Below are 21293 nucleotides of genomic sequence, written 5' to 3'. Positions count from 1 at the left end.
CTTAGTCGGTTGCCGACAGTTTAGCTGGCATTTTCTAGCCCCGTTCTAACCCAACTGTTGAGTCATTCGTTATGTCGATATATAGTGAACGTGATCTTGGTGAGTTCGTCCTGCCCTTGGCACTTAAATTTGGCGAGCATGAAATTTCAAACCGCCGAATGAAGCTGCTGGAAGCCGTGCACCAAACCGGATCGATCAGCGGGGCGGCCAAGGCCATCGGCATGACGTACAAAGCGGCATGGGATGCCATCGACGCCATCAACAACCGCGCGGCCAAACCGGTGGTTGTCTCGCAGCACGGCGGTGCAGGCGGCGGCGGCGCAGTCTTGTCGGAATACGGCGAGGAACTGATCGCCGCCTTCGGCAAACTCGAAGCGATGCAACAGGAACTGACCAAGCTGTTTGAACGCCACCAAATCGAACATTTAACCCATGATTTACGGAGTGTTTTGATGAAAACCAGTGCGCGCAATACCTTTTCCGGCACCATCAAATCGCTGACTAAAGGCGCTGTTAATTCAGAAGTGGTGCTTGGCCTGCAAGGTGATGACGAGATCACCGCCATCATCACCAACGCCAGTGTCGAGAACATGGAGCTTGCCGTCGGCAAACCGGCCTTCGCAATGATCAAAGCAAGCTTCATTATCGTCTCGCCCGAACGCATGAGCTCATCGGCACGCAACCAACTGTGCGGCGTGGTGGAGCGCGTGACCGATGGCTCGGTGAATGCCGAGGTGGTCATCAAACTCGCTGGCGGTAATTTAGTTACCGCCATTATTACCGAAGGCAGCACTCAGTCACTGGGCCTCAAAGCGGGCGATAAAGCCTGCGCGATCATAAAGGCCAGCCATGTGATTATCGGCGTGGACAACTGATACAAACCAACCCCTTGCGCGATGAGGCCACAAACCCCATCGCCTTTTTTTAACTATCGATATGTACTTAGATAACCATCGGAGCACATGCATGAACAGAATGCTAACCACTACCTTCGCCACTACCCTGCTGCTGAGCGCCAGCATCGCCAGCGCGCAGGCCGATACCATCACGGTCGCTGTGGCCGCCAACTTCACCAAGGCTGCCGAGCAAATCGGTGAGCAATGGAGCAAGGAAACCGGTAACAAAGTGCGCTTCTCGTTCGGCCCGACCGGTGGCTTGTATGCCCAAATCAACAATGGCGCGCCGTTTGATGCGTTCTTCTCTGCTGATACCAAAACGCCAGAGCGTCTCGTAAAAGCAGGCAAAGCCACCGATTTTCGTGTGTATGCCCAAGGCAAACTCGCGTTATATAGCACTCAACTGCCCGTCGCCAAAGAGCATAACCAGATCATCAAAGCGGCCAAATTCAATCATATCGCCGTCGCCAATTCCAAAGCGGCGCCCTATGGTGCGGCGGGTGTCGCAGTGCTGAAAAACATGGGCATGTACGACAAACTGAAAAGCGAAAACAAAATCGCCACGGGTGAAAGCATCACCGCCACCTTCCAGTTTGTTATGACCGGCAATGCCCAACTCGGCTTTGTCGCCTTTTCTCAGCTCATGGACCCACAAAGCCCCGCGCATAACAAAGGCGAATATTGGCTGGTACCGCAAAAAGATTACGCACCCATCAATCAAGGCGCCGTGCTCATCAAAACCAGTAAACACGCCAAAACGGCCAAAGAATTCATGGATTACATGAACAGCCCAGCGGCCAAGAAAATCATCGAGAGTTATGGCTACGCCATGCCGCAATAATCCCTTAAATCCCCCTCATTCCCCCTTTGCAAAGGGGGAGGTTCACCTTTTCAAAACAACGGGGCTGATGCTCCCCCCTTTGAAAAAGGGGGGTTGGGGGGGATTTGACGAGAAGCACCCACTGCGCGAAGGTACGCCACATTCGTTCAGAGATTCCATAAACGATAGCAGCAGGATTTAACTGCGCGCTGTACCGGACGAGCAAAATAATAAAAACGAAATGGGATGGATTTCAAACCCTTTGCTCTTAACATGCTTAACAGCTCAAATACGTTTACCCCCGCTTACCCGAGTGCCTGAGCATTCGGGTGTTTTTTGATTAGGTCAATGCCACAATTGGAGATTGAGAGCTCATGCAAATTTTGGGTTATCCACTGGATGTAGGCCCCATCCTCTTGACACTGGAAGTGGCGACGATCACCTCCATCGTCCTGCTTTTAATCGGCACACCCATTGCGTGGTGGCTGGCCAATATGCGCTCGCGCGCCCGAATTTTCTTCGAGGCACTGGTTGCGCTGCCGCTGGTGCTACCGCCGACCGTGCTTGGTTTTTATCTGATCATAGCGCTCAATCCCGACGGAACGCTTGCTCAATTTCTTAAATATTTTGGCATCACAGGCCAACTCACATTCAATAAAACCGGGTTAATCATCGGCTCGGTGGTTTATTCACTGCCCTTTACCGTTCAGCCCATCATGGCGGCCTTTGAAGCGCTGCCGACGCAGATTGTCGATGCCGCCCGCACCATGCGCGCTTCGTTCTTCGATCGGTTTTTCACCGTGATCGTCCCCTTGGCTCGGCAGGGTTTTCTGGTGGGCGTGGTGCTGACCTTTGCGCACACGGTCGGGGAATTTGGCGTAGTACTTATGGTGGGCGGCAATATCGAAGGCATGACACGCACCGTCTCGATTGCGATTTTCGATCACGTCGAATCACTCGAATACACCGAAGCGCACATCCTCTCCATCCTGATGCTGATTTTCTCGATGTTGGTGCTGATTTTTGTGTACGGCTTGAATCGCCGCTTACAAATCAAAACGGGTTAAGCCATGTTTCAAGGCAATTTACAACTCAAATTAGGCAACTTTGCGCTCGATTCGGGCGAATTTGCCTTCGAATCGTCCGGCGTTACGGTGCTGTTTGGCCGTTCCGGTTCGGGCAAATCCACGCTATTACGCGCGATGTCGGGGCTGGATAAACAATCACACGGTGAACTCAGGTTCAATGATGAAGTCTGGCAATCCGGCAAAAAGGCATTGCCGGTCGAACAACGCGATATTGGCTTTGTGTTTCAAACGGCGGCCCTGCTGCCCAATAAAAATGTTCAGGGCAACTTAGACTTTGCCATCAAACGCATCCCCAAACATCGGCAGCACGGCCCCTCGACACAAGAGATCATTGAGCGTGTCGGCATCAGCCATCTGCTCAATCGACCGGTTGATAATCTTTCCGGCGGGGAGCGTCAACGCGTCGCCATCGCCCGCGCCCTGCTCACCCGGCCTCGGCTTTTGATGATGGATGAACCCTTATCAGCGCTGGACTGGCGGGCCAAAAGCGAGCTGTTGCTGCTGATCGAATCGGTGATCGCCGATTATCAAATCCCGACGCTGTACATTACCCACGCGCCCATCGAAGTTGAGCGTTTGGCGAACCGCGTTGTCTTTATGGCCGATGGCAAAATCACCTCGATCGAATCGCTGGGTGATGCGACCAGCCGCATCGACTCACCCTTGTTCACCGAAGAGGGGCCCGTGTCCGTCTTGCATGGTCAATTGGGTGACATCGACCCCGATGGCCTGATTGCCTTTCAATCACGCCAACAGCCTGGAAGCGATTCGGCTTTTACCTTCTGGCTCAATCGAACGGAACACAGCAATCCTCATGCATCCGGGGCCCAGGCGCGCCTGCGGGTACTCGCACGTGATGTGGCCATTGCACTGCATCGCCCCGAAGGCATCAGCATGTTAAACCAGATACCTGCGACAATCAGCCAAATCGAAGCAGAGCCCCCAACCCAAAGGCAGGTTGTGTTTCTGGCCCTCGCAGATGGGCAAACACTGCTTGCAGAACTGAGCCGTCGCTCGGTTCAAAGGCTTGGGTTAGCTATCGGGCAAACGGTGTTCGCTCTGGTAAAAACAGCTGCCTTGCTCGATCGATAACTAAATGAACAAAAAACCCGACAACAGCCGGGTTTTTGCGTACGCCCCGACCCATGCCGGAACATTAAAGCCAATCAGTTGAGTGCTGCCGTCACCGAGAACGCGCCGCGAATATCGCCCAGCTTGTAACCGGTCGCCTCATCGTTCGGGTAAAGCGATTTGATCTTGCTCAATACGGCAGGTGCAACGTTGGTGCCGTGACAGGTCAGGCACACCTCGCCGGTTGGAATCGCTTTCATCAGACGCAGTTCTTTTTGTCCATCGACTTCAACCGTTTTATGCCAGACGATTTTACCGATGGGTTTGCCCGCGTCCTTTTCAACCTCAAATTGTTCCAACACGGTTTTTTCCCAAGGCTGAGGCGCTATGGCGCGCGGCTTGAGCGAGGTACGGTGAATTTCAAGATCGTACTTCTTGCCCACCTGCGCTGCAATTTGTGGGGCTTGGGTGTGGCAAACGGGAATGGCAGCCATTGGCCCACCCGCCTTCATTGCCGTTTGCAAGGCAGCTTTGAGGGTGGTTGCGTATTCCTTGATGGCTGCTTGCGATTTCTGCATTGCTGTTTGTTCGGACATTTGGGCCTGAGCAGACTCTGCTAGTGTTCCCAGGGGGAATGTCACGCTAATGGCGATCACGGCAGCCAGCGAGTAACGTAAATATATGTTTGGACTAAGCATTATGAACCCTCATGGAGCAATTTAAATTTTAGCGTGCACTTTCATGAAAGCACGCAGAACATGGATTTTTTTATGTTTTTGGGCAAGCAGCACACTAACTCACTCAGCTGCGAAATTACATTAGCTAGAACGGATTTGCAAACGTTTGACCTTGATTAAAATCTCGCGGAGCGATTAAAAAAATTAGAAAATTATTCATCTTCTTGGATAAGGTGAGTTGTGTTGTTTTTATTTGTTAAATCCCTATTTATTACTTTTAAATTTAATTTACGCTTAAAAAATATTCAGCAATTAGTAATTTAAAATCTTCTTAAATTGTTTATTAAAATTTTAAACCATGCAATCCAAAAAAAAGATTTGTTTAATAATTAATTTTTATTAAAAATATATGCTCAGATACACAACGAGGATTTCATCATGAACCGTCGCCGTTTTTTAAATACCTTACTCGGAGTCAGCACGTTAGCTGGTTTTCCAACTGTACAAGCATGGGCTGGCGAACACAGAAAATTGAAGCACGTTGTTTACGAGCTTGACGAAAAGGATCCAAGCCACGAATTGGCTGTTTTGCGAAACGTAAAAAACAATTTAAACGCAAGTGGCCCAACGGCAATGCATATTGAGATAGTTATCCATGGCGGAGGAATTAATCTTTTAAAGAATGCTGTTCTGGATGATGCATTGCAGGAAAAAATAAATGGCTTGAAAAAAGATGGTGTCAAGTTCCGTGTATGCAACAACACTATTCATGCCAACAAATTGGACTACAAAAATGACTTGTATGGTGTAAGTTCAGAAGACATTGTTCCATCGGGCGTTGCCTATCTTGTGGATCGACAGCTCGAGGGATGGGCATACATGCACCCCTAGTCATTTCGACTTCACAAAAGACTAAACCCTCTGAACCGATTCTACCGCGGGCAAAGCCTGCAAGCGCTTGATTAGCCCAGAGACATCACCGGCGGCGGGCAACTCGAAGGTTACGGCCATGTCCGTCAGCCCGCTGTTGCGTTCCAACCGGCTGCGGCTCTCGACCACGCGGGCCTTAAACGGCGCCAACACCGGCCCGAGATCCGCCCAGAATCGAGCCACATCTTCCAACAGGAAATCGAGTTTTAGCAGCTGCGCCCAATGGGTTGGTTGGCTGGGCCACTCGACAGCCAGAATCCGCGCCGGAAACTCGGCTTGCAAATGCCGGATATTCGCGCAGTCTTGTTTGTGCAGTTTAAGCCCTTGCCCTCGGGTAATGAATGCCAGCACCGGATCGCCGGGACGCGGCTGGCAACAGCCCGCTGGCTGCGCCTTCATGCCATCCAGCGACAGCACGGCATCTTCCGGCGACTTGGCTGCGCCCGAGCGGCTGGTGTTTTTTAACTGCTGCGCCGGCTCTTGTTCTTGCTCGGGCGCCTTGATGACGGCTCGAGCCGCATTGAGCAAACTATTGGTATCGAGTTTGTGATCACCCACTGCCTCATATAAAGCATCCAAGCTTTTGAACTTGAGCGTGGACATCAGTTTGGATTGCGCCTGCCGGTTCAAACCCAGGCGGCGGAACAAACGATCGCAGTAAACCGCGCCCGCATCCCGAGCTGCCGTCTGATCCAGCCGGTGGAACCAGTTACGCACCTTCGCGCGCGCACTGGCCGAATGCAGAAAACCCGCCTGCGCACTGCCCCATTCACGGCTGGGCGCTGGCGTGGGTTGGGTGAGAATTTCTACCTGATCGGCCTGATTGAGCAGCGTTTTAATCGGCACAATCTGGCCATTGATTTTCGCGCCACGACAACGATGCCCAACCAGCGTATGCACACGATAAGCATAATCGAGCACGGTCGAACCGAGCGGCAGGGCAATGATGTCGCCTTGCGGGGTGAACACATATACATCCTCCACACGCGGCTGCGCCGTACCACCCGCCGCCAAGGCTTGCCGCAGTCGGTTCAATTCGGCGGCGAATGGGTCTTCCTGATGCCCGCCACCTTCCTTGTAGCGCCAGTGCGCGGCCACGCCCAGCTCGGCCTGTTCGTGCATGGCCCGGGTACGAATCTGGATTTCGACCACCTTGTCATCCAAAGCGTGAACCGCCGTATGCAAGGATTGATAACCGTTTTCCTTCGGGCGGGCGATGTAATCGTCGTATTCCGCCTCGATGGGCGAAAACAGGCTGTGTGCCACGCTCAGGGCCGCATAGCAATCCTGCAAGGTATCCACTTCGACCCGCAGGGCGCGCACGTCGAACAGGCCATCGAAGCTGAGTTTCTTGCGCTGCATCTTGCCCCAGATGCTGTAGATGTGTTTTGGGCGGCCATATACCCGCGCCTTGATGCCCGCCGCCGCCAAAGCCGATTCCAGCGTGGTGCGCACGCGCAGTAAATAAGCTTCCCGCTCGGTGCGCCGCTCATCGAGCAGGTGCGCGATGCGCTTGTATATCTCCGGTTCCAGATGGCGGAAGGCGAGGTCTTCGAGCTCCCACTTGATCTGCCCCAAACCTAAACGATGCGCGATGGGCGCGTACACATCCAGCGTTTCCGCCGCGATAGCGCGCCGTTTGGTCAGGTCCGGCTCGAATGCGAGCCCGCGCAACCGTTCCAGCCGATGCACGAGCTGAATCAGCATCACGCGCACATCACTGATGGCGCTCAGCAAAAGCCGACGCAGATTTTCGTACCAGTCGGCCTGCTGATCACGCCGATATTGCTCGCCCAACTGCAACAGGCGCTGCATTTGCTCCACCTGCCCGGCAACTACCTCGCCATAGTCCCGCCGCAATTCGGCCAGATCCATCTTGCCCTGCAAACGCGGATCAGCCAGCACGCAGGCCTGAACGGTTTCAATATCCGCCCCGATTTCCAATAAATCCAACGCTGCACGCGGCCCACGAGCGCGCGTGACGACGCCATCCCACACGGAACCGGCCAAGCGACAGGCGGCAAGAACCTGCGTGTTGCCCGCCGTGCGTTCGGCAAGCTCGCTGCATAAAGACTCATTTGGCGCATCGAGGGCATAGCGCATAAGTTCACTCTCTCAAACCTGCGGCTTGGAATAAAAATAACTACTCAGTATAAACGTTGAGCCAAGACCAACGCAGTCACTGGCCCTTATGTTCGCCCAATTGAGAACAATCGTTAACGACAGCAAACATCTGAGCAGCTTGAAATCCTTTAGATTGGCGCGAACGACATCGAAAATTCCCAAGGATGGGATTTTATGAACTTCCCACAAAATGTTCGGCTTATTGCCCTCGTGCATGCTTTTCCATGCTTTAATCTCAACTATCTGATGAACTGAAAAACTGACCAAAAAGGCCTGTGTAATGCTTTCAAAAGACAAGTTTGACCTCCACGCCGAACACCACCGCATCAACCGTAATTCCTGGCTACGTGCCTCGGTCATGGGCGCGAACGACGGTATCGTCTCGGTATCGAGCTTGATGCTTGGTTTTATCGCTTCGAATGCCGACAACCACACCATTGTCCTGGCGGGATTGGCCGGATTGGTGGCGGGTGCCATGTCGATGGCGGCGGGTGAGTATGTATCCGTACAATCACAAAAAGATACGGAGCAAGCCGATCTGGCGCAGGAAGCTAATGAACTTAAAAACAATTTTGACTACGAGCGTCAGGAATTGGCAGCTATCTACCGTGAACGTGGGCTGTCAGAAAAACTGGCCGATCAAGTCGCCACCGAGCTGATGGAACATGACGCCTTGGGTGCCCACGCCCGCGATGAGCTAGGCTTGCATGAAATCTCCCGTGCGCGCCCCATGCAGGCAGCCTACTCCTCCGCCGCCGCTTTCTCGGTGGGCGCTGGTTTGCCACTGGTAACCGCGCTCTTGCTGCCGCAGGCCTGGCTTTTTACCGGCGTAATTGCCATGACTCTGCTCGCACTCGTCATTCTCGGCAGCCTTGCCGCCTGGACCGGTGGTGCGTCCATTGTTCGCGGTGCCTCCCGCGTGTTGATTTGGGGCGCATTGGCCATGGCCGCCACCTCATTGATCGGCCATTTCTTTGGCATCAGTGTCTGACCCGAAGGGTTCAGCGCTTGAATGGGCTTGAAGAGGGCTTGCCATTAACGGCCTCAAGCGCGGATAATGCCATCCCGTTGCGGGTGTAGTTCAATGGTAGAACTTCTGCTTCCCAAGCAGATAGCGAGGGTTCGATTCCCTTCACCCGCTCCAAAATTTCAGGGCCCGCATGGGCCTTTTGTCTTTTGATTCGAAGGACGACCACAAAGTCATGCACCGAGTCGCTCAGGGCGACCGCTTCGGTCTATCATTCTCCTTATCAACCTAATAACAGAGTCACGTTTTGTCTCAGACTGATTGCATTATTGTCGGAAGTGGGGTCGCCGGGTTATCCAGCGCGTTGCGTTTAGCCAAGGCCGGTTGGCGCGTCACCGTGCTTGAGCGGGAAGAAATCGGCCGCGAGGCCTCTTGGGCGGGTGGCGGCATTTTATGTCCGTTGTACGGTTGGCGTTATCCCGAATCGGTCATGCGTTTGGCGGCGGCGGGGATGGCGCAGTACCGTGGTTTCACGCAGGAGCTGAGCGCCAACGGCCACACCGATCCTGAACTGTTCACCAGCGGCATGTTGATCCTTGATGCGGGATCAACTCCTGCCGAGCAATCCAACGCTTCGAATTGGGCAACGCATTACGGCATCCCGCACCAGTGGCAGGATGCGAATCAACACTTCCCGCATCTGCCGAAGGAACCCGCGCTCTGGCTGCCAGAGATCGAAACCGTGCGCAACCCGCGCCTGATGCGGGCGCTGGTGGAATCCGTTCGTGAGGCAGGGGTGGATATCCGCGCACACACGCCGGTACACGGTTTAGTTCAGGATGCCCATCGCGTCACCGGCGTGCACACCGAACAGGGTGAACTGCTCGCTGAACATGTCTTGATAACAGCGGGTGCTTGGTCCGGGCAGTTGGTGCCCGACCCGCTGATCCCCGGTTTGAATCCGGCGGACATCTTCCCCGTTCGTGGTCAGATGATCCGCTTTGATGCCGCGATGCACACGGGGCTTTCTACTATTTTGATGGATGAAGGGGTTTACCTGATTCCACGCAAGGATGGTTCGGTGGTTGTCGGTTCTACCGTCGAACATGTCGGTTTCGACAAGCACACAACCGATGACGCCATGAACCGCCTTCATCGCAAAGCGGTTGAGCTCTGGCCCAATCTGGCTCATGCGCCCGTGGCGCAGCAATGGTCTGGACTGCGCCCCGGCACGCGCGACGAAATCCCCTACATTGGCGCGCACCCCGACATAGCGGGTTTATTCGTGAGCACGGGGTTCTACCGCAATGGGCTGGCCATGGCACCCGCCGCGGCTGAACTCATTACCGATGTGATGCTGGGCCGACCGACGCCAAGCAATCTGAGCGATTATCGGATCGATCGCCCGTAAGCGTCAGGCCATAAAGACCAAACACAGAAAAGCCTGAGCACATCCTCGTCGGACGGATCAGGCTTTTTATATTCAAAACCAGGATTTAGTTCACGCCCACCAAACAGCAGGTGCTCTGCCCGAGATAGCCTGTTGAACAAGCGGCTAAATCACAGCGCGTCTTCGTTCTCTTCACCCGTACGAATCCGCACGGCGCGTTCGACTGGGAACACAAAAATCTTACCGTCGCCGATTTTGCCGGAATGCGCCGCCTTGATGATGGCATCCAGAACCGCATCGACCAAGCCATCGGAAACCACGATTTCCAGTTTGATTTTCGGCAAAAAATCAACCACATACTCGGCACCACGATAGAGCTCGGTATGACCTTTCTGCCGGCCGAAGCCTTTGACTTCCGTTGCTGTCATGCCATTGATACCCAGCTCCATCAGTGCAGTGCGCACGTCATCGAGACGGAAGGGTTTAATGATGGCTTCGATCTTTTTCATGCAATTGTCCTTCGTTGTTGTGATTGCCATGATGACATGGAAAGGTTAGTACAGGATATTAAGCCATATCGACCGGATCAACATCAATCGACCAGCGAATCCCTTTTGTGCGACGGGTGCCCTGCCAGGATTCGAGTTGGCTCAACGCTGCGTGTAGCCTTGGGCGATCATCCGCCAGAATCAGTAATTGATAGCGGTACCGTCCGGCACGTCGGGCCAACGGGGCCGGCACCGGGCCCCAAACATCCAGTGGGCTATCGGCAGGATCAGCAAGGTGTTCATGCAACCAGTCGGCCATGTGCGTCAGCAGCTCTCTTGGTGCATCCGCATCGCGGGCATCCGCTCGGATCATTGCCGCCGCACGCACCGGCGGCAATCCGGCTTCGGCTCGCTCCGCGAGCAGGGTTTGCGCAAAGCTGGCGTAACCGGCATGGATCAGTCGATTCAAGCCGACGTGCTCGGGCTGATGCGTCTGCACGAGAACCGTTCCGGCGCGACTGGCCCGCCCTGCCCGCCCGGCCACCTGAATCAGTTGCTGCGCAAAACGCTCGGCACCCCGAAAATCATTGGCGAACAAGGCTTGATCCGCATCGACGACGGCTACCAGCGAGACATGCGGAAAATCGTGGCCTTTGACCAAAATTTGCGTACCGACGATCAAGCGCGCCTCGCTGGACTGGATACGCGCCAGCCGACGGTCCAATTCTCCCACCCGGCTCAGGGCATCCCGATCAAGCCGTTCGATGCCAAATCCGGGAAAGAGCCCCGTCAACACATCTTCGAGCTGCTCCGTCCCCAATCCGCGCGGCGAGAGTGTCGCGGAACAATTCGGGCAAACCGATGGCGGTTGGCGCTCGAATCCGCAATGATGACAACGCAGCCGGTTAACTCCCCGGTGCCAGGTCATGAACGAATCGCAATGCGCGCACTCGGCCACCCAACCGCAGGCATGACACAACAGATTCGAAGCGTAGCCACGCCGGTTGAGGTAAAGCATCACCTGCCCGCCCGCGAGCAAATGCGTTTCGATAGCAGCAACCAGATCATCCGACAAACCGCCGCGCATCCGTTGCTGACGCACATCCAGCAAACGGATATCCGGCATGGCCGCCCCACCTGCTCGCTCCGGCAGGGTAAGCAGGTGATAGCGACTCAAAGAAACATTGCGCAAAGATTCGAGCGATGGCGTGGCCGAGCCGAGCATAATAGGAACGCCCAAACGCCGCGCGCGCCAGATAGCGACATCGCGAGCGTGATAACCAAAGCCTTCGGACTGCTTGAACGAACCGTCGTGCTCTTCGTCCACCACGATCAGCCCTAGGTCGGCAAACGGCTGGAATACGGCCGATCGGGTGCCGATCACGACTGTCGCATCGCCCGATCGCGCCGCCAGCCAGGCGTTCAACCGATCACCGTCATTCAATCCTGAATGCAGCACGGCAGGCACCAAACCCAATCGATCCGTAAAACGGGTCACCAATTGGGGCGTCAGGGCGATTTCGGGCACCAGAATCAATACCTGTCGGCCCTGTGCCAACACCCGGCTGATCAGGTTCAAATACACTTCCGTCTTGCCGCTACCGGTCACGCCTTCAAGCAACCAGACGCCAAAATTTTCCAAACAGGCCGCCACAGCCGAAACCGCAGCCGATTGCGCTTCATTCAGATCCGGAGCAGGCAGCTTGTTGCCGGACATCTCGGCTAAAACCGGCCACGTTGAAGGCATCATTTGCTCGAACGGCTCGATCAAACCCAAATCAGCCAGTCGCAGACGCACCGCTTTGGGAAAGTCCCGCAACTGGGATTCGGACACACCCTGCGGCGTTTGCGCGATCCGTTCCAGCAACGCGCGCTGCCGTGCGCCGCGCAACGTGCCATCGGCCAATGCCTGTTCACCGCTGGGCAAAATGCGCCACGCCAGTTCGTGCAGTGACCGTCCTTGACGCAAGCTCGGCGCGAGTGCCGCCAGCACGGTTTCACCCAAAGGGAAGTGGTAATAATCGGCAGCCCATCCCAGACAGGCAAGCAGCTCTTCGTCCAGTAGCGGTTCGTCATCCAGAACCGACAGCACGGGTTTGATCACCCATTCCGTTTCCTTCTCCGCCGGGGACCACAACACCCCCATGCGTTGCCCCTTACCCAGCGGCACCCAAACTCTCATTCCGGCTCGTGCGCTCACATCAGCAGGCACCCCGTAAGTAAACAGCATCTGCAACGGGCCAGGCAAAGCGACCTGCCAATACACCATGCCCTCGCCCGAAGAAGCTTCGTGCGTGCCGATGGATGGATCGCGGTGGGATTCGGACATGACGTGTTCAACAGGTGCGGATGAGATCGCCGTGATCTCAAAATAGCCCCCATCATAACGCCTGCTACGTGGCATGTTGATCGTTCGGGTAGAACATGGGCCATGACCGCATGAAACGCCACGGAAAAGCCCAACCGGCACTTGCGTTTGTCATGCAAACGAGATAAATTGCGCACCCTTGCCTGGGTGGCGGAATTGGTAGACGCAGTGGATTCAAAATCCACCGATAGCGATATCGTGTCGGTTCGAGTCCGACCCTAGGCACCAAACATTAAGCCCGCGTAATTCCAACGAGTTACGCGGGCTTTTTCTATTCCCGATGGGGGTTTCCCGGCGAATGAGCGTGCGCCGAGTATGTGCACGCTTTAATGCGGTTTGATGATCAGCAGCGTTTGCCCTGCGGTGACCGCCGTTCCCTGTTCACAGAGAATTTCGACCACCGTGCCGGTTTCTTCACAGGGAATCGCGATTTCCATTTTCATGGCTTCCACAATCAGCAGTTCCTGTTCGATCTCGATGGTGTCGCCGGGCTTTACGTGCAGTTGCCAGATGTTTCCGGTGACCGGCGAGGTGAGCGCAATGCAACCGGGTGGAATGGCGGCCACATCGGTTTCGACGACATCGACTTCTGCAAAGTCCGGGGTTTCGTTAGCCTGACCAGCTTGCGCCCAGCGTTCGCGCTCCTCGTCGAAAGCCGCTTGTTGCTTGGATTTGAACGCATCGATCGATTCCCGCTCGGCGGCCAGAAACGCGCGGTAATCGCCCAGCTTGAGTTCGGTTTCCTCAATCTTGATCTTGAACTTACCTTGAATAAAATCCTCGCGCAGTTGCATGATTTCGTCCGCGCCCACAGGGTAGAACCGAAGCTGGTCGAAGAACCGCAACAGCCATTGTTTGCCGCCGGTGAAATCCTGGGTTTGGCGGTAGCGGTTCCACATTTGAACCGTACGACCGACGAACTGGTAGCCGCCCGGCCCTTCCATGCCGTAGACGCACAGGTACGCGCCGCCGATGCCCACGGCGTTCTCCGGCGTCCAGGTACGAGCCGGATTGTATTTCGTGGTCACCAGACGATGCCGGGGGTCGAGCGGCGTGGCGACCGGCGCGCCGAGGTACACGTCGCCCAGACCCATGACCAGATAGCGGGCGTTGAACAGGATGTCCTTCACGTCCTCGATGGAATCCAGTCCGTTGATTCGGCGGATGAATTCGATATTGCTGGGGCACCACGGCGCGTCGGGGCGCACGGACTGCATGTATTTCTCGATTGCTAACCGCGTGGCCGGATCGCCCCAGGAAAGCGGCAGATGGACGATCCGGCTTGGCACCGTCATGTCATCAATCGCGGGGAGGCTGGCCTCGGCCTGCTGCAACACGCGGATAAGCTCGGACTGCGACAGCACGCGACCATCATACTGAACCTGCAAGGAACGAATACCCGGCGTGAGGTCCAGCACGCCCGGAATGGCCGCGTTCTGCATCCAGGTCATCAACGCGTGCACCCGGAACCGCAGATCGAGATCGAGCACCAGCGGGCCGTATTCGATCAACAAAGAACGGTCGCCCGCCTGGCGATAACAGACCGCGATCTTGTCTTCGGAACCGGCAGTCCGATACAGAATCGGAGAGACGGTATCACCCGCCGTTTGCGGCGTAATTTCAATCGTCTTCGGTGCGGACAAGTGCGCGATGGCTTCATCCTGCGCCAAGGCCAGCGCCTGGGCCTGAGGGTAATCAACGCAGTAGAAACGGATCGTGTCACCCGGGGTCAACTGCCCCATTTTCCAGAGCTCGGCCTGGATGATGGTCACCGGGCAGACAAACCCGCCGAGACTCGGGCCATCGGGGCCGAGAATCACCGGCATGTCCCCGGTGAAATCTACCGCACCGATGGCGTAGGCGTTGTCGTGAATATTCGAGGGATGCAGACCCGCCTCGCCGCCATCGGTCCGAGCCCATGTCGGTTTGGGGCCGATCAGACGCACGCCGGTCCGGCTGGAGTTGTAATGCACCTGCCAGTGGGTATCGAAGAACATCGAAATGTCGTCGTCGGTGAAGAAATCCGGCGCGCCGTGCGGGCCATACATCACCGCAATATCCCAATGTTTTGTGCACTCGGGAACCAGGGCTTGGGGTGCAGTGACAACCAAATCGGGCGTGGTGCCCAACTGATCCAGACGGAGCACTTCGCCTGCCCGCAGGCATCGCCCGGCGTGACCGCCGAACTGACCCAGCGTGAAGGTCGCCTTGCTGCCCATGTAGTCCGCCGCATCCAGACCGCCTTGCAGCGCCAGATAGGTTCGGCTGCCGCCGCCCTGAATGCTCTTGAGCTTGAGTACGGAACCCGCGGCCACGGCGACCGCTTGACCATACGGCACCGATACGCCATCGAGTTCCGCCTTCATGCGCGCGCCGGTCAAAGCGATGGTGGTCGCCACATTGAAACGAAGATTCGGCCCCGTGATGGTCATTTCCAGACCGGCGGCGTCTTCGGGATTGCCCACCAGACGGTTGGCCACGCGGAAGGCCAGACTGTCCATCGGGCCGGAGGGCGGCACGCCGATGGACCAATAACCGACCCGACCGGGGTAATCCTGAATCATGGTTTGCGTGCCGGGCGACAACACATCGATGGTGCGCGGAGCAAAGCTGAACTGATCGAGGTAACGGGTGGTCTGCTGGCCCGCTACGAATACGGCATCCGTGAGCACCTGCCGAAGGTACGCCAGATTGGTTTCAATGCCGTAAATATGGGTTTGCTCCAAGGCTTGGCTCAATTGCGCCAGCGCGGTCGTGCGATCGGCGCCATGTGCGATGATCTTGGCCAACATCGGATCGTAGTAGGCAGAAACCTCCGAGCCGGTCTCGATCCATGAATCGATCCGGATGCCATCGGGGCTGGAATGATCGGGAAAGACGACGGAATTGAGCAAGCCGGAGCTGGGCTGAAACAGCTTGCCCGGGTCTTCCGCGTACAGGCGTACCTGGACCGAATGCCCCTGCGGCGCGAACACGAACGACGCCAACGCAGGCGGTTCGCCCGCCGCCACGCGCACCATCCACTCCACGAGGTCGACACCGGTCACCCGCTCGGTCACGCCGTGTTCGACTTGCAGGCGCGTATTCACTTCAAGGAAGTAGAACGCCGCATTTTTCACGTCGTACACGAATTCGACCGTACCGGCAGATTGGTAATTGACGGCTTGCCCCAAACGGGTCGCCGCGCCCCACAACTCGGTGCGAAGAGACTCGTCCAGACCGGGTGCCGGTGTTTCCTCGATGACTTTCTGGTTGCGACGCTGCACGGAGCAGTCCCGCTCGCCCAGAGACACGACCTGGCCCTTTCCGTCGCCGAAAATCTGCACTTCGATGTGCCGGGCCTGCTCGACATATTTCTCCAGAAACAGACCGCCTTGGCTGAAGTTACTGCGCGACAGGCGCTCTACCGAATCGTAGGCTTCGTGGAGCTGATCGGCCGTCCAGCACAGTTTCATGCCGATGCCGCCACCGCCCGCCGTGCTTTTGAGCATCACGGGATAACCGATGCGCTCCGCTTCCCGCAGGGCGTGGGCGACATCGTCCAGCAAGCCCGAACCCGGCAACAAAGGCACCGAGTTTTTTTCGGCCAACTCGCGCGCGGTGTGTTTAAGGCCGAAATCGCGCATCTGCTGCGGTGTCGGGCCGATGAATGCGATGCCCGCAGCCGCGCAGGCTTCGGCAAAGCCAGCGTTTTCACTGAGGAAACCATAGCCGGGGTGGATGGCTTCGGCGCCCGTAGCGCGTGCGGCCTCCAAAATTTTCGCCTGGTCCAGATAGCTCTCTGATGCCGGAGCCGCACCGATGAAGACGGCCTCGTCGGCTTCTGCCACATGGCGTGCATGGCGATCGGCCTCGGAGTAAACCGCCACGGACGTGATCCCCATTTTCTTCAGGGTTCGAATAATGCGACACGCAATGGCGCCGCGGTTGGCAATGAGTACTTTATGAAACATCGGTGGTCACTTACATGATCGCGTGATCATGAACTCCGTAGGATTCGGGTCGTCCCGAATGATTCTGGCACCACACATGGGGCGTCCCATGGGGTCGGGTTTGTCCAGTCGATACTGACGGGTTTCAGTTCCAGATCAAGACCTCAATGGGCGTTGGATTGTACGCGTTGCAGGGATTGTTGAGTTGCGGGCAGTTTGAAATGAGCACGATCACGTCCATTTTCGCCGTCAACTCAACGTATTTGCCTGCATCCGAAATGCCGTCCTCGAAGGTCAGCCCGCCTTCCGACGTGACGGGTACATTCATGAAAAAATTGATGTTGTGCGTGATGTCCCGTTTGCTCAGGCCGTATTCTTCATGCTCGGCCACCGCAAGCATCCAGCTATCGCGGCAAGCGTGCATACACTTGGTTTGAAGGCCATAACGCACGGTGTTCGATTCGGTAGCGCAGGCGCCGCCCAGCGTATCGTGCCGCCCGCAAGTGTCCGCCACGATTTCGAGCATCGGATTACCCTCTGTGCTGAGCAGCAGGGTGCCCGCGCTCAGATACACATTACCCTGCTCACGAATGGTGTCGATGGCGCTGTAGCGTTCGGTGGGATTATCAGCCCGGTAGAACAGGGTATCGGCAGCCTGATTGCCTTCCAGATCCAGAATTCGTACGGTCTGTCCCGACTGTACGATCTTGATGAAATAGTCACCGGCTTCAACCACCTGGCGAAAGGTGGCGACTTCGGGTGTGAGCGTACTGTGCTTGATCATAGGGCCTCCTTAAGCGCAGCTGTGTGCAGAACAGCACGTGGGTTGATAGAGCTCGGTGTTCTTGAATCCGCGCTGGTTTTCCACCCGTGAATTCATGCACAGGTCGTCGTCTGTCACCGGATCGGCCGTCCAGATCTGGTACCGAACCGGTTTTTTGGGATAGCTCGCCGCCGGGTTCATCGGATGGGGACAGGTATGGAAAATCACCAGCGTATTCATTTCAAACCGCAGCGCGATCTTGTCGCCCGCAGTGCTGTGCTGCTCGACGAACACCAGCGTGCCATCGTCCTCTACCGCCAGCTTGCTGAACAGATTCAGGTTGGCGGCCATGTCCTTCTTGCCGAGACCGTACTTGGCCATCTCGACCAGAAAGCTGTCCACGCCGCTTAAAGTCCAATCGTTGTGCGCCTGCTGATACCGGCGTTCGGTCCATTTTTCCCGCAACTTTTGCTTGCTCAGGTTGCCACCCACGGTGTCGTGCCAGCCCACTGTGTCTTCGACGATGGAGCAGAAGATTCGCCCCATATCCGAATACAGGCAATGACCCTGGGTCAGCTTGAAGGTGTGCTGGCACTTGAGCGTGTCCGGCGCGTTGTAGCGTTCGAGCGGGTTGCGTGGGTTGAAAAACAGCATCCCGACATTCGCTCCGCCCGTTTCATCGATCAGGACGAGCTGGGTGCCCTTGGCCATTTCGAGCGACCAGTGGGCACCGCCAGGGATAACATCTTCGTACATCATTTCGGTCATGATTTTCTCCTGTATTGGCATGTTGTTCTTACCGCGTATGTTCTCGTTATCTTTCAGGACCATTCCTTAAGGAACCTCTGATTGAATCCTTCGTGGCCGAGACGGGCTTTTGAGGGATGAGTCGCAAGGCGCGGCGCGAAACGAATGGTTATTCCATTCGTGAGCGGCGCAACACAGCGAATCGCACTCAAAAGCCCGTCCCATGCGGGTTGCCGCCCAAAAGCCGCAACACTTCGTTATCGGCCTTGGCATCGTAGCGCAACTACGACCTTCGGCCTCTGCCTCGTTTTGCGGCTTTTGGATCAGCAACTCGGCTCACGAGGGATTCAATCAGAGGTTCCTTAGGTCAATGGGTGTAACGGCGGCATTTGCGTGGTCGTCAGCTGTAAGCGCCCCGTAATCACCCCACTGCAACTGATCATCTGGTCGGCGATCATTTGCAGTTTCGTTGCCGGCCCCTGAACCAGGATGACTTCCATCGTCTGGTTGTCCATCAGGTGCACGTGCAAGGAACTGATCACCTCGTCGATGTACTTATGCTGAAGATCGGCCAGTTCCTTTTGCAGATTCGTGGTCGAATGGTCGTAGACGAGGTTGATCGTGCCAGCCATGACATCAAACCCCAGGTCGGACTTATGCTCGACCAACTGCTGGTTGATCATCTCGACAATGGCTTGCGAACGGCTATCAAAACCGCGTTTGAGCACCATTTTGTCCAGTTCCGCCAGCAAGCGGGAAGGCAGCGAGATGCTGATCCGGCTCAATGCTCCTCGATTCAGATCATTCATACGGCATTCCCTCCTTTCTCCGTTGCTTGTCCTCAGAACAAATGGCTGTAACGTTTGACTTCCCAAGCGGTCACACTCAGATGGTATTCGGTCCACTCGCGGCGCTTGTAGCGCACAAACTCGTCACGCAGTTCCTGACCGAGCACTTCAGTCACGAACGGATCGGCCTCGAACACATCAATCGCTTCGGCCAGATTCTGCGGCAGGAACTCAATCCCACGGGCGGCACGCTCGGACTCGGTCAGTTCATACAGGTTGTCCTCCTGCGGCAAACCGGGGTCAAGCCCTTCACGGATGCCTTCCAGGCCGGCTGCCAGCAACAAGGTCGCCGCCAGATAAGGATTCACCGAGCCATCGGCATTACGCGACTCGAACCGCCCGCCGCCCATCGGCACGCGAATGGAATTGGTGCGGTTGTTGGAGCCGAAGGAATTGAACACCGGCGCCCAGGTGAAGTACGGCATATCGCCCTGACGCACCAACCGCTTATAGCTATTGACGGTGGGCGCAAGCACCGCGCACAAGGCCTTGCCGTGCTTGATGACGCCCGCGATGAACTGATAACCCAGCTTGGTCAGACCCAGGCCGTGCGGATCATCGGCCGGATCGCAGGCAAACAGGTTCGATCCGGTCTCCAGGTCGTACAGCGACATATTGAAATGCGCGCCGGTACCGGTCTTGTTGGCAAACGGTTTGGGCATGAAGGTCGCGAGCAGGCCTTCCTGTTTGGCGAACTCTTTGGCCATCAGGCGCAAGAACGTGAAACGGTCGCAGGTAGTCAAAGCATCGGCGTATTTGAAATCAAACTCATACTGGCCGTTGGCGTCTTCGTGGTCGAACGAATACAGATCCCAGCCGAGGTCGTTGATTGCCGTGGCCATCCTGTCGAGCCAGGTGAACTGATCCAGGAAGCAACGCGCGTCGTAGCAAGGCTTGGTCAAACGGTCATCCGGGTTCGGCACCGAGAGGCTGCCGTCTTCGTTCTGCTTGAGCACGAACAGCTCGGCCTCGATACCCAGATTCATGCCGAATCCCATCTCGGCCGCCTTCTCCAATTGCAGTTTGAGCGCGACGCGGGTGTTCAGCGGATAGGGTTCGCCGTGGAAGGTGTTGTCGGCGGGCATCCAGGCCATCTCAGGCTGCCAGGGCAACTGGATGATGTGGTCCAGATCCGGAACGGACGCGATTTCGTCGTCATTGGGACGCTGCCCCAAACCATCCAGCGCGTAACCGGTGTACAGCTCGGAACCCTGCGCCATGTGATCCAGATGCGCCAGAGGCACAACCTTGCCCTTGGGGACGCCGTGGATATCCACGTAGGCGCCCAGGCAGTACTTCACACCCTTCTCGGCAAGCGAGGCCTGGATTTTCTTGACACTGGACTTGGATTTCTTCTTAAAGCTCGCGTTCGATTTCATCATTAGACCTTTTGGCTCTGGGCATTTTTATTGAATTGCACGGCATCGTTGTAGCCGTGGGTTAAGGGCGGTTTTTCAACCAGACCCATACGAATCTTTTCCGACAGATCGGTCACCATCCACTCAAAGAGCTGGCGACCATCCTCAGCCGTTGCTTTTGAAGGGGAGCCGGTAACCCCATTGAGGCTCGTTCGATTGACGGGATGAGAGAACACACAATCGGCCGTGCGATCCGGATCATCGGCGTCGATCAACTTGTCCTCGCGCACCAATTCCGGCGCCAGGTACTGCATCAATGCGGTTTCGGCCGCATTGGCATGCCAGTCGTCGCCATCGGCATGATGGGCATCCCTGACCCGTGGACTGATCTGCGCGCTGTTGATCAGCGCCACCATCAGTCCATCATGCTCTGCCCGTAACATCTCAAGTGCGCAACGCAACGGGGCCGCATTCGTTACGTGGCTGTTGATGATAAACAGGCGATTGATCCCCGCTGAATGCACCCAATCTCCGATTTCCTTCACGAGATCGATCAGTGTCTTCGGCTGCACCGCTAGCGTGCCGGGCCAGCGGCGGGAATGCCCGACCGAACAGCCATAAGGCAAGGTGGGCAACAAAAACACACCCGTCTGCGCGGCAGCATCTCTGCATAACTGCCCCGCCAACTCGCTATCCATGCCACATCCCATGTGGGGTCCATGCTGCTCGGTGGCGCCAACAGGAAGAATCGCCGCATCCATGCCATCAGCAACGATCTGGCCGATCTCTTCCCAGGTGAGTTGGTGCCATGTTCTTTTCATCACGC

Annotated in this window: 17 protein-coding genes and 2 tRNA genes; 9 read left to right on the top strand and 10 right to left on the bottom strand. The window is 56.2% G+C overall.

Going from position 1 to position 21293, the window contains the following annotated elements; all coding sequences use genetic code 11:
• Positions 1 to 71 precede the first annotated feature (71 nt).
• From HNEAP_RS04115 to modC, 4 genes are all read left to right on the top strand, one after another.
• On the top strand, positions 72 to 875 hold the full coding sequence (locus HNEAP_RS04115) for a TOBE domain-containing protein (RefSeq protein ID WP_012823695.1): 804 nt from the start codon (positions 72 to 74) through the stop codon (positions 873 to 875).
• Positions 876 to 966: 91 nt separating this feature from the next.
• Positions 967 to 1737 (top strand): molybdate ABC transporter substrate-binding protein, encoded by a 771-nt coding sequence (gene modA, locus HNEAP_RS04110; RefSeq protein WP_012823694.1) that lies wholly within the window; start codon positions 967 to 969, stop codon positions 1735 to 1737.
• Positions 1738 to 2090: 353 nt separating this feature from the next.
• On the top strand, positions 2091 to 2783 hold the full coding sequence (gene modB / locus HNEAP_RS04105) for a molybdate ABC transporter permease subunit (protein ID WP_012823693.1): 693 nt from the start codon (positions 2091 to 2093) through the stop codon (positions 2781 to 2783).
• Between the two features lie 3 nt (positions 2784 to 2786).
• Complete coding sequence (gene modC / locus HNEAP_RS04100; protein ID WP_012823692.1) at positions 2787 to 3896, top strand: molybdenum ABC transporter ATP-binding protein; 1110 nt, start codon at positions 2787 to 2789, stop codon at positions 3894 to 3896.
• 74 nt (positions 3897 to 3970) lie between these two features.
• Here the strand turns inward: modC and HNEAP_RS04095 are convergent, their stop codons facing one another.
• Positions 3971 to 4573, bottom strand: a complete 603-nt coding sequence (locus tag HNEAP_RS04095) for a Tll0287-like domain-containing protein (RefSeq protein WP_012823691.1) — start codon at positions 4571 to 4573, stop codon at positions 3971 to 3973.
• Positions 4574 to 4990: 417 nt separating this feature from the next.
• On the opposite strand from HNEAP_RS04095, the gene HNEAP_RS04090 reads away from it, so the two are divergent.
• Positions 4991 to 5443: a DsrE family protein gene (locus HNEAP_RS04090; protein ID WP_012823690.1), complete on the top strand. Its 453-nt coding sequence runs from the start codon at positions 4991 to 4993 to the stop codon at positions 5441 to 5443.
• A gap of 21 nt (positions 5444 to 5464) precedes the next feature.
• Here HNEAP_RS04090 and HNEAP_RS04085 read toward each other — a convergent pair whose 3' ends face one another.
• Complete coding sequence (locus HNEAP_RS04085; RefSeq protein WP_012823689.1) at positions 5465 to 7585, bottom strand: RelA/SpoT family protein; 2121 nt, start codon at positions 7583 to 7585, stop codon at positions 5465 to 5467.
• 301 nt (positions 7586 to 7886) lie between these two features.
• Here HNEAP_RS04085 and HNEAP_RS04075 point away from each other — a divergent pair, with 301 nt between their 5' ends.
• The 3 genes from HNEAP_RS04075 (at position 7887) to thiO (ending at position 9984) form a co-directional block, all read left to right on the top strand.
• Positions 7887 to 8597 carry a VIT1/CCC1 transporter family protein gene (locus tag HNEAP_RS04075; protein WP_012823687.1) on the top strand — a complete coding sequence of 237 codons (711 nt, stop codon included), beginning with the start codon at positions 7887 to 7889 and terminating at the stop codon, positions 8595 to 8597.
• Between the two features lie 79 nt (positions 8598 to 8676).
• A tRNA-Gly gene (locus HNEAP_RS04070) sits at positions 8677 to 8750 on the top strand.
• A 130-nt stretch (positions 8751 to 8880) separates the two neighbouring features.
• A complete protein-coding gene (gene thiO, locus HNEAP_RS04065) occupies positions 8881 to 9984 on the top strand; it encodes a glycine oxidase ThiO (protein ID WP_012823686.1) in 1104 nt (367 codons plus the stop codon).
• A 149-nt stretch (positions 9985 to 10133) separates the two neighbouring features.
• Here thiO and HNEAP_RS04060 read toward each other — a convergent pair whose 3' ends face one another.
• Together HNEAP_RS04060 and HNEAP_RS04055 are read right to left on the bottom strand one after the other, a co-directional pair.
• Positions 10134 to 10472 carry a P-II family nitrogen regulator gene (locus HNEAP_RS04060; RefSeq protein WP_012823685.1) on the bottom strand — a complete coding sequence of 113 codons (339 nt, stop codon included), beginning with the start codon at positions 10470 to 10472 and terminating at the stop codon, positions 10134 to 10136.
• A 58-nt stretch (positions 10473 to 10530) separates the two neighbouring features.
• Positions 10531 to 12780, bottom strand: a complete 2250-nt coding sequence (locus HNEAP_RS04055) for a primosomal protein N' (protein WP_243726303.1) — start codon at positions 12778 to 12780, stop codon at positions 10531 to 10533.
• Positions 12781 to 12960: 180 nt separating this feature from the next.
• On the opposite strand from HNEAP_RS04055, the gene HNEAP_RS04050 reads away from it, so the two are divergent.
• Positions 12961 to 13047, top strand: a tRNA-Leu gene (locus HNEAP_RS04050).
• 98 nt (positions 13048 to 13145) lie between these two features.
• Here the strand turns inward: HNEAP_RS04050 and uca are convergent.
• The 6 genes from uca to HNEAP_RS04020 form a co-directional block, all read right to left on the bottom strand.
• Entirely contained in the window at positions 13146 to 16772 is a 3627-nt protein-coding gene (gene uca / locus HNEAP_RS04045; protein WP_012823683.1) for an urea carboxylase, read from the bottom strand.
• 124 nt (positions 16773 to 16896) lie between these two features.
• The gene (locus HNEAP_RS04040) at positions 16897 to 17535 is read right to left on the bottom strand and encodes an urea amidolyase associated protein UAAP2 (protein ID WP_012823682.1); all 639 of its coding nucleotides are present in this window, start codon (positions 17533 to 17535) and stop codon (positions 16897 to 16899) included.
• A 9-nt stretch (positions 17536 to 17544) separates the two neighbouring features.
• Positions 17545 to 18282 (bottom strand): urea amidolyase associated protein UAAP1, encoded by a 738-nt coding sequence (locus tag HNEAP_RS04035; RefSeq protein ID WP_012823681.1) that lies wholly within the window; start codon positions 18280 to 18282, stop codon positions 17545 to 17547.
• A gap of 341 nt (positions 18283 to 18623) precedes the next feature.
• Complete coding sequence (nikR, locus tag HNEAP_RS04030; RefSeq protein WP_012823680.1) at positions 18624 to 19070, bottom strand: nickel-responsive transcriptional regulator NikR; 447 nt, start codon at positions 19068 to 19070, stop codon at positions 18624 to 18626.
• Between the two features lie 32 nt (positions 19071 to 19102).
• Positions 19103 to 20491 (bottom strand): type III glutamate--ammonia ligase, encoded by a 1389-nt coding sequence (glnT, locus tag HNEAP_RS04025; RefSeq protein WP_243726302.1) that lies wholly within the window; start codon positions 20489 to 20491, stop codon positions 19103 to 19105.
• On the bottom strand, positions 20491 to 21288 hold the full coding sequence (locus tag HNEAP_RS04020; RefSeq protein ID WP_012823678.1) for a creatininase family protein: 798 nt from the start codon (positions 21286 to 21288) through the stop codon (positions 20491 to 20493). The genes glnT and HNEAP_RS04020 overlap by 1 nt, the downstream gene beginning before the upstream one ends.
• Positions 21289 to 21293 lie beyond the last annotated feature (5 nt).

The organism is Halothiobacillus neapolitanus c2 (assembly GCF_000024765.1).
In the GTDB taxonomy this organism is placed as follows: domain Bacteria; phylum Pseudomonadota; class Gammaproteobacteria; order Halothiobacillales; family Halothiobacillaceae; genus Halothiobacillus; species Halothiobacillus neapolitanus.
Note: the sequence above shows the minus strand (reverse complement) of the source record. Positions and strands in the feature narration are given on the sequence as shown.